The following is a 13,785-nucleotide window of genomic DNA, read 5'->3' on the forward strand; positions in this document are numbered from 1 at the left end:
GCGTTCACCTGCGCCGGGCGGCGGTGTAGCTCGTCGAGGTGAGCGCGTTGCTGGGCGCTCTGCCCGAAGAACTGACCATCGCGCCGGTGCGTCGGTTGACGCGCATGGAGGGAGTTCCACCCGGGATCGTGCCGCGCTGCACCATCGTGGGCGTCTCCAGCGCGCTGTAGGTGGGCACGCGGAGGGGGTCTGAGCGACCGCCGCCGGCGCGTCCGGTCGTGAAGGTTCCCGAGCCCGTCTCGATCGTGAAGGCCCGCCCGCCCGAGAGGCGCGTGTCGACGCCGCCGGATGTCGAGCGCCCGGGGCGGTACACCCCGGAGCTGAGCCCGGCCTGCCCACCTCCGAAGCTGGGCGTCAGGTTGTACGACTGGCTCTGAAGGCCGGGTGCACGGTTGCGCGAGGTGGAAGTGTTGAAGCCGCTGCCGTCGACGCGCAGGTTCGCGTCGAGCGCGTGCCCGCCCACGACCTGGACCTGCAACGCGACGGCCAGAGTCCCGAGGGCGCACAGCGCGCCCAGGGCGACCGCCAGAACCGCGGCGCGGCGTCGATCGCTTTGTTGAGTGGTTCGCATGAGAAGTGGTGCTCCGCCTGTTCAGTTCTTGACGGAGACAAGCTCGAGATCGACCACGACCGTCTCGTTGGGGCCGATGTCCGGGTCGCGACCGGCCAGCCCGTACGCGCGATCGGGGGGGACCGCGACATACACGCGCTCGCCGACGCGCATTTTGCGCACAAACTCCTGCACGCCGGGCAGCATGGTGTCGAGGCGGAACTCCGTGCCGCGCCCTCGCGCGACCTCGTGCCCGCTGGGCAGCATGCTGACGAAGTTGACGACGACCGTCCTGGCGTTGGTCGCTTCGGGCCCTTCACCGGGGCGCACAACCGAGAAGATCACGCCGGTGGGCAGCGTCGTGGCGCCTTCGCGCTTGGCGAAGGACTGCCGGAACGACGAGCCGACTTCCTCGTTGTGGCGCGCGAGGGCTGCGAAGACCGGGTCGCTGGCCAAGCGGGCCCGCGCGCCGCGCTCGGCGACCTCGTGGTGCAGGGCGGTCAGCACGGTTTCCATCTTCGCGGGATCGATGGACGGGTTCGCGTTCTTGAGCCCGTCGCCGAAGCCCTTGATGAGCGCCTCGATATCCGTCGAGACGCCGTCGGACGCGAGGCGCTCCGCGACATCGCGACCCAGGTCGTACCCGATGCTGTATCCGGATTCGGCCGGCGTCGCGGCCGGGGCCCGACCCATCTGACCGATCGCCACGAGGGGCGTCAGCGCGAACAGCGCGATCGCGCCCGTGACGAAGAGCGTGGAGCGGGAGGGACGAGAGCGCAACGGCGCAACCATGGATGGCATCGGCGAGTTCCTGCTGGGAGGCGGGTCGTTCTGGACGCGAAGTGTATCACCGGTTCCCGGGTGGTTCGCCTGCAACTCCTCAGCCCCACAGGATCACCGGCAGCCCGTGCTCTTCGCTCAGGGTCAGCATCCGCTCCATCTCGTGCAGGGTCCAGCAGATGGCGCCTTGCGGCCAGCCGTGTGCCTCCCCCTTGTACCCGGCCGGGATGCCCAGCTCCTCGCGCAGGGCCCGGACATCGCGGAGCACCGCCGGTGCGCTGCTCGCCAGACTGTACATCTCCCTCCCGTTCACGACTCTCGGGTCCACCTTCACCGGGAGGTCGAACTCGCAGGGAAGCAGATACCCGACATCGACCCGCAGCGTGATGAGATTCCGGTGCCGAATCGGTCGTGGGTTCTGGCTGAACGCCCGCCACGCAGGGTGGGCGTAGGGGTGCTGATTCTCGGGGATGGTCACCGGCCCGAGCACGTCCTCGTACTGGATAGCCATCGCGTAGGTCGCCAGCGTGAGCACCCCGTTGGCCTGCTCGGCGTACTGGGTCGGGCCGTCGTCGTTCCAGTCGATCGTCGACCCGGGGCGGGCCCGCGCGACCTCACGCTTCATCCGCTCGACCCAGAGCCGACACCGGCGCTCTTCGAGCTTATCGATGGGCTTGCCCTCGCCGATCTGCACCGCGCGCCCGTCCGGGGTGATGACCCCGGCCTTTTCCCCGAAGAGGCGCTGCATCGCCGTGGACACATCTCCGGCGCGAAAACGCCACAGCGGCATCACATACGCATCGACACCCATAGATCGCGATTCCTTTCCCGGCGATAGCCCCCGAGCCCCGTGCCCGGGGGGCATCCCCTCCGTCGGCGCCAAGGATTGCAGAATCCGGGGGAAGAGTCCAGCGTGGGTCGTCCGGGCCGGCCCGTCTCAGACGCCGGGCTCACCGGGCGACTCAGCCGATCGCCTTGGCCGCGATGCGCTCGGGCGAGGGGGTGCGGATGTTCCGCGCCAGCCCGACCGCCTTCATGGCCTTGATCACCAGGTAGCTGGTGTCGATCTCCCACCAGCTCAGCCCGTGCCGGGCCGAGGCGGGGAAGGCGTGGTGGTTGTTGTGCCAGCCCTCGCCGAACGCGAGGATTGCGCAAAGAAAGTTGTTGCGGCTCTCGTCGTGGCTCTGGAAGCGCTGGCGCCCCCAGATGTGGCAGATCGAGTTCACGCTCCAGGTGACATGGTGCACCAGGAAGATGCGCACGAACCCGCCCCACAGGAGCCCGAGCAGAACGCCGAACCAGCTCATGGTGAGCAGCCCGCCAAGCGCGGCCGGGATGATCAGCCCCAGCGCAACCCAAATCGGGAAGGTCTTGCTCAGGAACCGGACGAGCCCGTCTTTCATGAGGTCGGGGGCGTAGCGGGACTCATCGACGACGCGACCACGGAACAGCCAGCCCATATGCGCGTGCCACGCGCCGCGGAGCAGCCCGAAGAACGTGCCGCCGTGCGCGTGGGGCGAGTGCGGGTCTTCCTCATCATCGCTGTGCTGGTGATGCTGGCGATGGGTGGCGACCCAGGTGATGATCGGCCCTTCGGCGGCCATCGAGCCGAGCACGCCGATGATGAACGTCATCACGCGCCCGGTCTCAAAGGACTTATGCGTGAACAGCCGGTGGTAACCCACCGTGACGCCAAGCCCGGTGAGGACATACATCACCAGCAGCAGGACAAGGTGCGTCCAGTTGAATCCCAGGGGCCACAGCAGCCCGATCGCCGTCAACAGACCAGCGAAGGGCAGGATCACCGCGAGCAGATACATGATCCGCGTCGCGAGCGGCGCCTTGCGCGGGGCATGGGGAGCGGTCGGGATGTCGGTATGGAGAGCGGAGGCGGCGTCGTTCACGGGCACCTACATCGTACACTTGGGCGCCGACGGATCACTTCCGCATGACCGGAGGAACGGCGCTCGGTTCAGCGTGGATGATACGCCAGAGTCGCTCGCTTTGTTTCAGGGCGCGGGGGATCCGGAGGCCGACCCGACGCCGTTTGCGCCCGTCGTCGGCCGCGCCGATTCCAGCCGATCGATGGAGCGAAGCGCCACCTCTCGCGAGGGCGCGTAGGGCCCTGCGTTCGGCCCGTCGAGGATCGCGGCGCATTCGCGATACGCCTCGATCGCCTCGCCCGTCATGCCCGCCAGCTCGAGAGCCCCCCCGTGGGTCTCGAGGAACATTCCCAAAAACGGGTGGTTCTCGGGGAGCGACCCGCGCGCCAACTCGATCTGCTCGCCGGACTGCGCGATCAGCCCCTCGCCGTCTCCCATCGCCACCCGGCACCGGATCAGCTCGTTCATGATGACCAGCGTGCGCATGTGCGACGGGCCGTACACCCGCGCAGCAGCGCTGTGCGTCTCTTCGAACAGCGCCCTCGCCTCGCGCTTCTCGTCCAACCCCCGGTGCGATTTCGCGAGATTGAACGAGGCGAGGATCGTGCCGGGGTGATCTTCCCCCAGTATCCGGCGCGAACGCTCGAGACAGTCGACGAGCAGGTCGCGCGCCTCGGCGAAGCGTCGCTGGTTGTTCCGGAGCGACGCCAGGTTCGATTGCGAGACCAGCGTGTGCGGGTGATCCGGCCCCAGCACGCGGCGCTGCCCCTCGAGCACCCTCAGGTACATCGCGTCGGCCTCGTCGTCCCGGTGCAGCAATCCGTACACGATCGCGAGCGCGTTCATCGCCCGAAACAGCCGGGGGTGATCGGGTCCGTAGATCTGCTCCGTCTGTCGGATCTCAGACTCGTAGAGCGATGCCGCGTCGTCGAGCCGGCCCACCTCCCGATACACGCCGGCGAGCGTGCTCATCGCGGTCAGCAGGTTGCCGTCTCCGGGAGACAACTCACGCATCGCGAGCGCGTACGCCTCTTCGTGCAGCACGAGCGATTCCGACAGCAAACCCTGCTCGCGTCGCAGCGAAGCGATGTTCGTCATCGCCACCACGATCAGCCCCGGCTCCGCCGACGGGTTCCGCCGACGCAGCTCCAGCACCCGCTCATACTGCGGCGCCGCCTCCGCGTACCGCCCCGCGGCGCGATGGAGGTGACCGAGCGTGTTGCGCATCCGCAGCGTGCGCTCGTCGGCTTCCCCGAACGCGACGACGCCCAGCTCCACCGCGCGCTCCGCGAAGGGCAGCGCGACCGCGTGTTCTCCGACATCGAAATAGGTCCGCGCGATGGTGTGACGCAGCTCCGCCTCCACCGCCGGGTGCTCGAAATCCCGTTGCTCCATCCTGTCGCCCGCCGCACGCAGCAGGTCGAGCAGGGTGACCGAGCGGTCCTGCGTGCGCTCCGGGCTGACCGCGGCGATGAGGTCGTCGACGAGGAACGCGTTGATCTCCTCGGCGATCGACGCCTGCAGAGCCGCCTCGTTGCGGTCTCGCACCGCGATTCGCTCCGCGTTCAGCGTGCGCAGCAGAAGCCCGGTGATCACCGCCAGCGACGCGACCAGCACCGCGAACGCCGCGCCGACGCCGGCCACCAGCGGCTTGTTGCGCTTCGCGAACTTCGAGAGCTGGTAGGTCGCGCTCGGGCGGCGCGCCAGGATCGGCTCGTTCGCCAGATACCGGCGCAGGTCCACCCCGAACTCCGAGGCCGATTGATACCGACGCGACCGATCCTTCTCCAGCGCCTTGCCGACGATCGTTTCGACATCGCCGCGCAGCGAACGGTCGTTCGTGCTCAGCGAGGTGGGGTCCACCTCACGGATCACGCGAACCGCCTCGTTGATCGCGCGCGAACGAACCTCGTAGGGCAGCCGACCGGTGAGCAGCTCGTACGCGACGACCCCCAGCGAGTACACATCGCTGCGCGTGTCGATCGCATCGGTCTCGCCCCCCGCCTGCTCGGGGCTCATGTAGGGCAGCGTGCCGACGAGCAGCCCCGATTCGGTCCGGTAGGTCGGGGTGTCCGCGGGCGACTCGATCGCGCGAGCGACGCCGAAGTCGAGGATCTTCGGCTGGCCGGACTCCTCGACCAGGATGTTGGCGGGCTTGAGGTCGCGATGAATCACCCCGTGCTGGTGCGCGTGGTGGACCGCGTCACAGATCCGCGCGAGCAGCGCGAGTCGATCGCGCGTCGTCAACGATCGGTTCGTCGCGTACTCCAGCAGCGGGAGCCCCTCGACGAGCTCCATCGTGAAGTAGGGCTGCGATACGCCGGCGTGGTCCGACATGCCCGCGTCGAAGATCCGCGCGATGCCCGGATCGGTGAGGCGCCCCAGCGCTTCGATCTCGTAGCGGAAGCGACGGAGGGTCCCCTCCGAGATCGCTCCGGGGCGCAGCACCTTGAGCGCCACCCGCCGGCGTGGCTCGTCCTGCTCCGCTTCGTACACCGTCCCCATCCCGCCGCGACCGAGGCAACGCAGCAGCCGGTAGCGACCGACCCGCTCCGGCATCGGCGCCTCCGCGACGCCGCGCTCGAGCGCGTCGAGGTCCGGCGCGCCGACGATCGCGCGGTCGAGCACGCCCCGGGTCGCGTCGTCCTCGCGCAGGAGCGCCGCCACTTCTGAGCGGAGCGAGTCGTCCCCGGCGCAGCGCTCATCGAGGTACGCCTCCCGCTCGGGGCCGCGCAGCCGGCTGGCGGCCAGAAACACCTCCTCGACGCGTTTGAAGCGCTCTGGTGTGTTCAACGGTTCTCGCCCTTCAGCTCGTTATGCAGCCACGCACGGGCCATGCGCCACTCCTCCGACGCCGTGCTGCGCGCGATCCCCATGAGTTCCGCCGCGTCGGCCTCGTTCAGCCCTGCGAAGAACCGCAGCTCCACGAGGCGTGCCTTGCGCTCGTCGAGGCGCGACAGACGGTCGAGGGCCTCGCTAACCGCGATCAAGTCGATGGGGTCCGTTTCTGTCCCGCCCAGATCGGCTTCGACCGCGTCGAGGGTGACCTCGCGCCAGTCGCCGCCTCGCTTCAGGCGCCCGCGCGAGCGCGCGTGGTCGACGAGGATGTTGCGCATCGCCTTGGCCGCGATCACGAAGAATTGGTTGCGGCTCTTCCACTCGATGGAGGTCTGGTCCACCAGGCGCAGATACGCCTCGTGGACGAGCGCCGTGGGCTGCAGCGTGTGCTCTTGGCGCTCGCGCCGGAAGAACGCCTCCGCGAGGCTGTGCAGTTCGGCGTAGACAAGCGGGAGCAGGTCCGCCGCCGCGGCGATCTCTCCCTCGGAAGCTCTATTCAGCAACCGCGTCGCTTCCTGCTGTTTCATAGTGGGCTGAGCGCCTGGGCTTCGTGAGGTGACGCGTTCCATCATAACGGAATCTCTGAGAGTCTGGCCCCGGAATAACCATCCCGGACTGGCCGCCGGCCGTCGATACGGATCACAGAGACAGGCGACGCGGGGCGACCACGCGCCCGGTGATTCCACGGGATATGCGCGGCATACCCTCTCCCCGTGCTGCTCTCTGCCCGCGAGATCGCGAAGACCCACGGCCTGCGAACCCTGTTCCACGGGGTGTCGCTTTCCGTCGCCCAGGGCGACCGGGTCGGGCTCATCGGCCCCAACGGCGCAGGCAAGAGCACCCTGCTCAAGCTGCTCGCCGGGCAGGACACGCCCGACGAGGGCTCGATCGTCGTTGCGAAGGGCGTCCGCGCGGTGTACGTGCCGCAGCAGGACCTGTTCCCCGACGACCAGCCGGCCCGCGAGGCGGTGATCGGAGCGTCGCTGCGCTCGGGGGGCGCGCACGAGCGCCACGAGGCGGAAGTGCTCGCCGACATGATCCTCGACCGGCTCTCCTTCGACGAGAAGCACGCGAGCGCCAAGGCGGGCGCGCTCTCGGGCGGGTGGCGCAAACGCCTCTCGATCGCCTGCGCGCTGGGCGCGAGCGGGGGGGAGCCCGACGTGCTCCTGCTCGACGAGCCGACGAACCACCTCGACCTCGACGGGATCCGCTGGCTCGAAGACCTGCTCATGCGCCCCGCCGGGGGCACGCAGGGCTTCGCCTCGGTGTTCGTGACGCACGACCGCGCGTTCCTCGAGCGAGTCGCGACGCGGATTGTCGAGCTCAGCGCGGCGTACCCGCAGGGCACCTTCAGCGCGGAAGGCAACTACACCGAGTTCCTCCGCCGCAAGAGCGATTTCCTCGACGGGCAGGCCAAGGCGCAGCAGACCCTCGCGAATCAGGTGCGCCAGGACCTGGCGTGGCTCTCTCGCGGGCCCAAGGCGCGCGGGACGAAAGCGAAGGGGCGGATCAACGCGAGTTATGAGCGCATCGACGAGCTCTCGGAACTGCGCACGCGCAACCAGGTCGCCGCCGGCGCCGCGGCAAAGGTTGACTTCAACTCGACGGACCGGCGCACGAAGAAGCTCATCGTGGCGAAAGGCGTGTCGAAGGCGCTCGGTGGGCGCACGCTCTTCCGCGACGTGGATCTCACGCTGGGCGTGGGCGACTGTCTTGGCCTGCTCGGCCCCAACGGGAGCGGGAAGACGACCCTCATCCGCGTGCTGACCGGGGAGCTGGCGCCCGACACGGGCGCCGTGACTCGCTGCGAGCCGGCGCCGAAGGTCGCGGTGTTCAGCCAGCACCGGCGCGAGTTCGCGCCCGAGACGCTGCTTCGCGACGCGCTGAGCCCCGACAGCGACCGCGTCTATTTCCGCGGGTTGCCGATGCACATCACCGCGTGGTCTCGCCGGTTCCTCTTCCGCGACGAACAGCTCGCCCAGCCGGTCAAGACGCTCAGCGGGGGCGAGCTCGCGCGCATCCACATCGCGCGCATCATGCTCGAACCCGCGGATGTGCTCGTGCTCGATGAGCCGACCAACGACCTCGACATCCCCACGCTCGAAACCCTCGAGGAGGCCCTCGAGGACTTCCCCGGCGCGATCATCCTCGTCACCCACGACCGCGCGATGCTGGACCGCCTCGCCACCGACATCGTCGCACTCGACGGGGAGGGCGGGTCGGGGATCTTTGCCACACTGGAGCAGGCGCTCGCGGCGCAGGCGGCACGAGAGCAGGCAACCAGGGCGATCGCCGAGCCGTCCCGCGCGCCGGCCGCCCCGCAGCGCGCCGCGCCGACGAAGAAGAAGCTCTCGTACAACGAGCAGCGCGAGTACGACTCGATCGAGCAGCGCATCGCACAGGCAGAGGCCGAGGCCGCGAAGGCCGAGGCGCGACTCGCGGAGCCCGCGATCCTGGCGAGCCGCGAGAAGATGGAAGCGGCGTGCGCCGCGCTGGACGAGGCGCAGTCGCGCGTCGCGGCGCTGTACGCGCGATGGGAAGAGCTGGAAGCCAAGCGCGCGTGAGCGGCGACAGAAAAAGGGCCGGCGATCGCTCGCCGGCCCCTGTAGACCATCGTGTCGAGAAGCGATCCGGGACGCTCAGAGGCAGTCGTCGGCCCCGAAGGCGGTGAGGACCGCGTTGAGGTCGATGAAGTTGATCACGCCGTCGCCGTTCGTGTCGCCGGGGATGTTGGCGCCCGACTGGCCGAAGGAAGTCAGCACGATGTTGAGGTCGGCGAAGTTGACGAGCCCGTCGGCGTTCACGTCCGCCGGGCAGGTGAAGTCGACCGTCATGCCGCTGAAGTCGGTGGGGAGGATGTCGGCGTTGCTTGGATCGCCGATCTTCGTGTAGTCGATGTCGAGCCGCGAGCGCGGCATGGTCGGCACGCCGGTGGTCGCCACGCCATCGAAGGGCGAGTCGGGATCGAAGATGTAGCGGTTGTTCTCGTCGAGCTTGAAGCTGCGCAGCACGCCCCCGGCGACGAGGATAAGGCCATCGTCGGTGAAGTTGCCCCCGGTGATCGGCATCGTGTTGCCGGGGATCTGGATCTCGGTGGAGCCGAACCCCGCGCCGGCGAGCGGCGTCAGGATGAAGGCGGACGAACTGGCAGGTGTAGCGATGAGCACGCTGCCGTCGCCGAAGCGCACATCGATGTTGCCTCCGGCGCCGACCGGAACCGGGGTCGGGATGGACGCGAAGGTCGCGGTCGAGCCCGGCGCGAAGGACCCGGGGATGCGCACGATCTGCCTCGTGGGCACGCGCAGGCCCACCAGTTCGTCGGTGTTGTCGTCGTAGGCGAAGACGCTGGCGCCGCCCGTCAGGAAGAAGTTCCCGACCGGCGTGGCGGGGTTGTAGGGGTCGATCTTGATGAAGTTGTTGCCGCTCGCGAGGTAGATGAACTGGTGGCGTGACGCGGCGACGGCGTCTCCCGGTGCGCGCATCCCGGCGATCTCGGAGTGCGTTTCCGCGGCGCGGTCGTAGCGGAACAGCGTCGCGGTCGACTGCCCGGGGTTGCGCGCGACGTAGAAGACATCGTTGACATCGAGCCCGGTGAAGACGCGCACGACCTCGCCCCCGTTGGCGCTGGGGATGTCCTGGGTCTCTGCGCGCCCGAGCAGGTTGCTGAAGTTCAGGCCCGTGATGCGGAAGCCGAAGTTCACCGGACCGAAGACGACGAGGGGGTAAATGTAGTATGACCCGTAGAGATAGCCCTGACTGTTGCCGCCGTACCCCGTGATGCGCGCCATCAGGAGCGGGAGGCCGGATCCGTCGGGGAAGACCAGCCGGTCCTCGACCGCGTAGTTGTTGGTCGCGAACGCGGACTGCGTCGACAGGTTCTGCACGCTCTCCCACGCAGGGTCGCGGATGCCGAAGATCTGCGACGAGCCGGCGCGCTGCGCACGCACGAGCGAGACCGCGTGGCCGCCGGTGCGGTTGATGATGGGGAAGTTCGATTCGTTGTACCAGCCGACGCGCGGCACGACGAGCGCGCCGTTGACCGCCTGGGCGGCCAAGTTGTTCAGGCGCGGGTAGCCATTCGAATTGTTGCCGGTCGTGACGACCACGAACGCGCGACCTCCGAAGAACGAATTCGCTGCCGGGGTGGCGGTGGCGGGCCCCGTGCCGCCGTCCGGATCGGTCTGCATGGCGGCGCCGAGCAGGAACAGGTTGAGCGAAATCGTGGTGTAGTTCCAGGGCGGAGACCCGGGCAGCTGGTTGGGGAACCCGCGTCTGGCCACGTACCCGCCCCAGTTCAGGAAGGAGGTCGGCACGCAGTAGTTGCTCCCGTTCGAGGGCAGCGTGTTGCGGCGCTGATCGAAGTCCGGGACGTACTCGATGCGGTAGACGAACTGCGTCGACGAAATCCACGCCGACTGGGTGACCGTGGCGCTGGCGGGGTTCGGCAAACACATCGCCAGGCCGCCAACGGCGGCGAGACAAGCGGCAGATCTGAGCATCGGGTCCCTCTCCTTGCTGATGACGCCGGCGAACGAGAGTCGCCGGAACTGGGCCCAGTATGGCAGTAGCGAAGCCCCAACACAAGGGGAAAGTGGCGCGAGGGCGCCCAACCCGGGACTGGGGTCGGAGGCGTTCGGCACAGACCCGAACGCTGGGCGTGGGCCATCATGGACGCGTCCTGGCGTGCGCGACCCGCCGGGAATCATCCGGTCGTGTTGTTGTCCCAGGCCCGAAAGCGCTTCCCCAACCCGCATGGCCTGACGCGCCGAAGGAGAAACTCTCGAAAGCTGCAAGTATTTACGGCACAGTTTCTCGTGGTTTGCTATACTACCTATTCGTACACTGCTCACCGCATGCTCGAATCCACCTCGCTGTCAACCCGGGCTCCTCACGCAAGCGATCGGATGGACGCCCGGATTCGGCCCGTCGCCGAGGGGTTATCCCGGGCGATGCGCCGATTGATGGACTCGATCCCCGGCGCGCCGCTGGGGCCCACGCCACTGTCGAGGCGGCTTGGCATCAACCGCGTGATCGCGAGCCGGCTGCAGAACGCGCTGGCGTGCGAGGACGCGTACGAGGTGCTGCACCGGGTTCCCGGACCCGAATCCCTGCGGGTTGTGATGCAGGCCGCCGGGCGCCTGGGCGTTCGCGACGACATCCTCGAGGACGCGAACCAGGCGATCGAGGACTTCTCGCAGCTGATCCGCGCGGACTTCGGCACGCGAGGCGCCCTGAACGCCGCGATCAGCCCGCACAACGAGGGCCTGCAGCGCCAGTTCGAGCACGCGAGCCGGTACCACATCTTCAAGGGCATGCGACAGGTGCTGGGCGTCGAAGCGGATACCTGGCTGACCTCGATGATCTTCACGCCCTCTCCCAGGGACGACTCCCGATTGTCGGTGACGACGATCCAGGGCGCGATCGGCATGCGCCGGCTCCGGCCCGACGCGCAGGCGTACTTCACCTTCGGACCGCCTTTCCAGGGACCGGACGAGGAGCACGACCTCTCGCGCAGCCCGGTCGGGCTCGAGGAGTTCTACACGCACGCGCCGGCGGACCTGGAGAGCCATGTCGCGGGCGGCCAGCTCGTGCACCGGCTGGCGGGACGCTCGCTGGGCAAGCGCGCCGTCGTCGACATGCTCGCTGTCAGCCACGACGCGCTCGGCCCGCTTCGCTACGCGACGCCCAAGCGCCCGCGCGGCGGCATCGTCGTCTTCACCGACATCCCGGCGAAGACCCTGATCTGCGACGCGATCCTGCACGAGAGCGTCTTCCCCGGCGCAGATCCCCTCCTCAAGTTCTACAAGCCCGGCACACGCGGGCCCGCCGATCCCAACGACCCACTACGCGACATCGATCGCATCGAGTTCCCCGAGCGCGTCGACGCGCTCGGAACCCGCGCGGATCGCTTCGGCGTTCCCGAGATCCCACGCTACGACGAGATGGTCCGGCGCGTGTTCGGTCAGATCGGCCATGCCCCCGACGGGTTCCGCGTGTATCGCCTCCGGATGGCGTACCCGGTGCCGGGCTTCCAGAGCGTGATGGCCTTTGATGCGCCGCCGACACCGGGCGTGTGAGCAGCAACCCCATCATCGGCCCGAGCCGTCGCCGTAGGCGCCGTCGAGCATGTCGCGCACCGCGCGCAGGTGATCTCGCAAGATCGTGTGCGGCGTGTCGGGGTAGCGCTCGAGACGCACGCCCGCTCCCAGCGACTCCATGACACGCGCGGTCTCCTCGATGCGCGACCACGGCACATGCGAGTCCGGATCGCTCGCGCCCAGGAACACCGGCGTGCCGGCCAGCGAGCCGCCGAGTTCGTACCGCGTCCCCGGAGGCCCGATCAGCCCGCCGGTCATCGCGCAGACGCCCCCGTATCGACGGGGGTGCGTCGCCGCGTGGTGCGAGGCCAGGCACGCGCCCTGCGAGAATCCCGCGAGCACGACGCGCGACGCGTCAAGGCCCCGTGAGGCGAGCGCGTCGAGAATCGTCGAGATGACCGCGTGCGACGACTCGAGGTGCGCACGGTTCTGCTCGATCGGCGCGAGGAACGACGACGGGTACCACGAGTTGCCGATCGCCTGCGGCGCCAGCGCGGCGAGCCCGTCGAAGTCGCTCAGCCCGAGCGGCCCGGCGAGCGAGAGCATCGTGCGCGCCTCGCCGCCGCGGCCATGCAGGAAGACGACCGCGCCGCGGGCGTTCTCGAGCGGGGCGCCGCTGGAGAGGATCTCGCAGCCAGCGTGCGGGCCCGGCACGCGCGATGTGTCGATCGCGCCCATCAGGTATCCGTCGTGTCGAGGGGGATGAGGTGGCGTTCGATCTCGGTGCGCAGGTGTTCGTGCATGGGGGGGACGCGGAGCGAGGTCCCCAGCGCGTCCATCGGCTCGTCGACATCGAAGCCGGGCCCGTCGGTGGCGACCTCGAAGATCACCCCGCCGGGCACGCGGAAGTAGATCGAGCGGAAATAGAGCCGGTTCTTGATCTCGGTGACGCCGACGCGTGCGCGCATGATCGCGTCCTGCACACGGAGCTGCGCGTCGTCGTCGGGCACGCGCCACGCGACGTGGTGCACCGTGCCGGCCCCCATGGGGAAGTGGGGTGTTGTCGGGTCGTGAACCACTTCGAGGCGCTGGCCCGGACGCCCTTCGCCGATGTGCAGCAGGTGCGAGTTCCCATCGGTTCGCGCGACGCCGAAGCCTAGGGCGCTCTCGAGGAAGGCGATGGTCTGGCGCGCGTCGGGGACGCGGATGACCGCGCGTTCGACGCCGGTGATCGCGTGCGCGGCGTCGACGCCGTGGGACTCGTGGCCCGGCGCGCCCGTCGGGCTGTCGTCTTCGAGGAGGGCGAAGCGCATGCCGTCGGGGTCTTCGAAACGCAGCGCGTCGCGCCCGGTGAACGTGTCTCGCTCGCTCGCGATGTTTGCGAGGGCGAGCCGCTCGCTCCAGAAGCCCATGGCGCCGCGCGGGACGGCGAGGGCCGTGTCTGTGATCTCGGAAGACCCGTGGCGGGCACGAGACGCCATCGGGTGGGGGAAGTGGGTCAGCACCGTCCCCGGCCGCCCGAGCGAATCGGCGTAGTAGAGGTGGTAGGTGAAGGGGTCGTCGAAGTTGACGGTCTTCTTGATGAAGCGCAGCCCGAGCACGCGCGTGTAGAAGTCGAGGTTCGCCTTGGGGTGCTTGGCGAGGGCGGTGACATGATGGATGCCGGTGATCTCGGTGGGCATAGGGCGTGCTCCAG

General features: G+C 68.8%; 11 protein-coding genes. 2 read left to right on the forward strand and 9 right to left on the reverse strand.

Going from position 1 to position 13,785, the window contains the following annotated elements; genetic code table 11:
- Positions 1–4 precede the first annotated feature (4 nt).
- From KF684_08360 to KF684_08385, 6 genes are all read right to left on the reverse strand, one after another.
- Entirely contained in the window at positions 5–571 is a 567-nt protein-coding gene (locus KF684_08360; GenBank protein ID MBX3352935.1) for a hypothetical protein, read from the reverse strand.
- A 21-nt stretch (positions 572–592) separates the two neighbouring features.
- Positions 593–1,351, reverse strand: a complete 759-nt coding sequence (locus KF684_08365) for an FKBP-type peptidyl-prolyl cis-trans isomerase (protein MBX3352936.1) — start codon at positions 1,349–1,351, stop codon at positions 593–595.
- A gap of 79 nt (positions 1,352–1,430) precedes the next feature.
- Entirely contained in the window at positions 1,431–2,141 is a 711-nt protein-coding gene (locus KF684_08370; GenBank protein ID MBX3352937.1) for a hypothetical protein, read from the reverse strand.
- Between the two features lie 151 nt (positions 2,142–2,292).
- Positions 2,293–3,234, reverse strand: a complete 942-nt coding sequence (locus KF684_08375; GenBank protein MBX3352938.1) for an acyl-CoA desaturase — start codon at positions 3,232–3,234, stop codon at positions 2,293–2,295.
- Positions 3,235–3,339: 105 nt separating this feature from the next.
- On the reverse strand, positions 3,340–6,006 hold the full coding sequence (locus KF684_08380; protein ID MBX3352939.1) for a serine/threonine protein kinase: 2,667 nt from the start codon (positions 6,004–6,006) through the stop codon (positions 3,340–3,342).
- On the reverse strand, positions 6,003–6,578 hold the full coding sequence (locus KF684_08385; GenBank protein ID MBX3352940.1) for a sigma-70 family RNA polymerase sigma factor: 576 nt from the start codon (positions 6,576–6,578) through the stop codon (positions 6,003–6,005). The genes KF684_08380 and KF684_08385 overlap by 4 nt, the downstream gene beginning before the upstream one ends.
- A gap of 186 nt (positions 6,579–6,764) precedes the next feature.
- Here KF684_08385 and KF684_08390 point away from each other — a divergent pair, with 186 nt between their 5' ends.
- Positions 6,765–8,615: an ABC-F family ATP-binding cassette domain-containing protein gene (locus KF684_08390; GenBank protein ID MBX3352941.1), complete on the forward strand. Its 1,851-nt coding sequence runs from the start codon at positions 6,765–6,767 to the stop codon at positions 8,613–8,615.
- Between the two features lie 75 nt (positions 8,616–8,690).
- On the opposite strand, the gene KF684_08395 is transcribed toward KF684_08390, so the two are convergent.
- On the reverse strand, positions 8,691–10,550 hold the full coding sequence (locus KF684_08395) for a hypothetical protein (GenBank protein MBX3352942.1): 1,860 nt from the start codon (positions 10,548–10,550) through the stop codon (positions 8,691–8,693).
- Positions 10,551–11,000: 450 nt separating this feature from the next.
- Between KF684_08395 and KF684_08400 the strand changes: the two genes are divergently transcribed.
- Entirely contained in the window at positions 11,001–12,128 is a 1,128-nt protein-coding gene (locus tag KF684_08400; protein MBX3352943.1) for a hypothetical protein, read from the forward strand.
- A gap of 12 nt (positions 12,129–12,140) precedes the next feature.
- Here the strand turns inward: KF684_08400 and KF684_08405 are convergent, their stop codons facing one another.
- Both KF684_08405 and KF684_08410 read right to left on the reverse strand, forming a co-directional pair.
- Entirely contained in the window at positions 12,141–12,827 is a 687-nt protein-coding gene (locus tag KF684_08405) for a dienelactone hydrolase family protein (protein MBX3352944.1), read from the reverse strand.
- Positions 12,827–13,771, reverse strand: a complete 945-nt coding sequence (locus KF684_08410) for a VOC family protein (GenBank protein ID MBX3352945.1) — start codon at positions 13,769–13,771, stop codon at positions 12,827–12,829. The genes KF684_08405 and KF684_08410 overlap by 1 nt, the downstream gene beginning before the upstream one ends.
- Positions 13,772–13,785 lie beyond the last annotated feature (14 nt).

Source organism: Phycisphaeraceae bacterium (genome assembly GCA_019636675.1).
Lineage (GTDB): Bacteria > Planctomycetota > Phycisphaerae > Phycisphaerales > UBA1924 > JAHBXC01.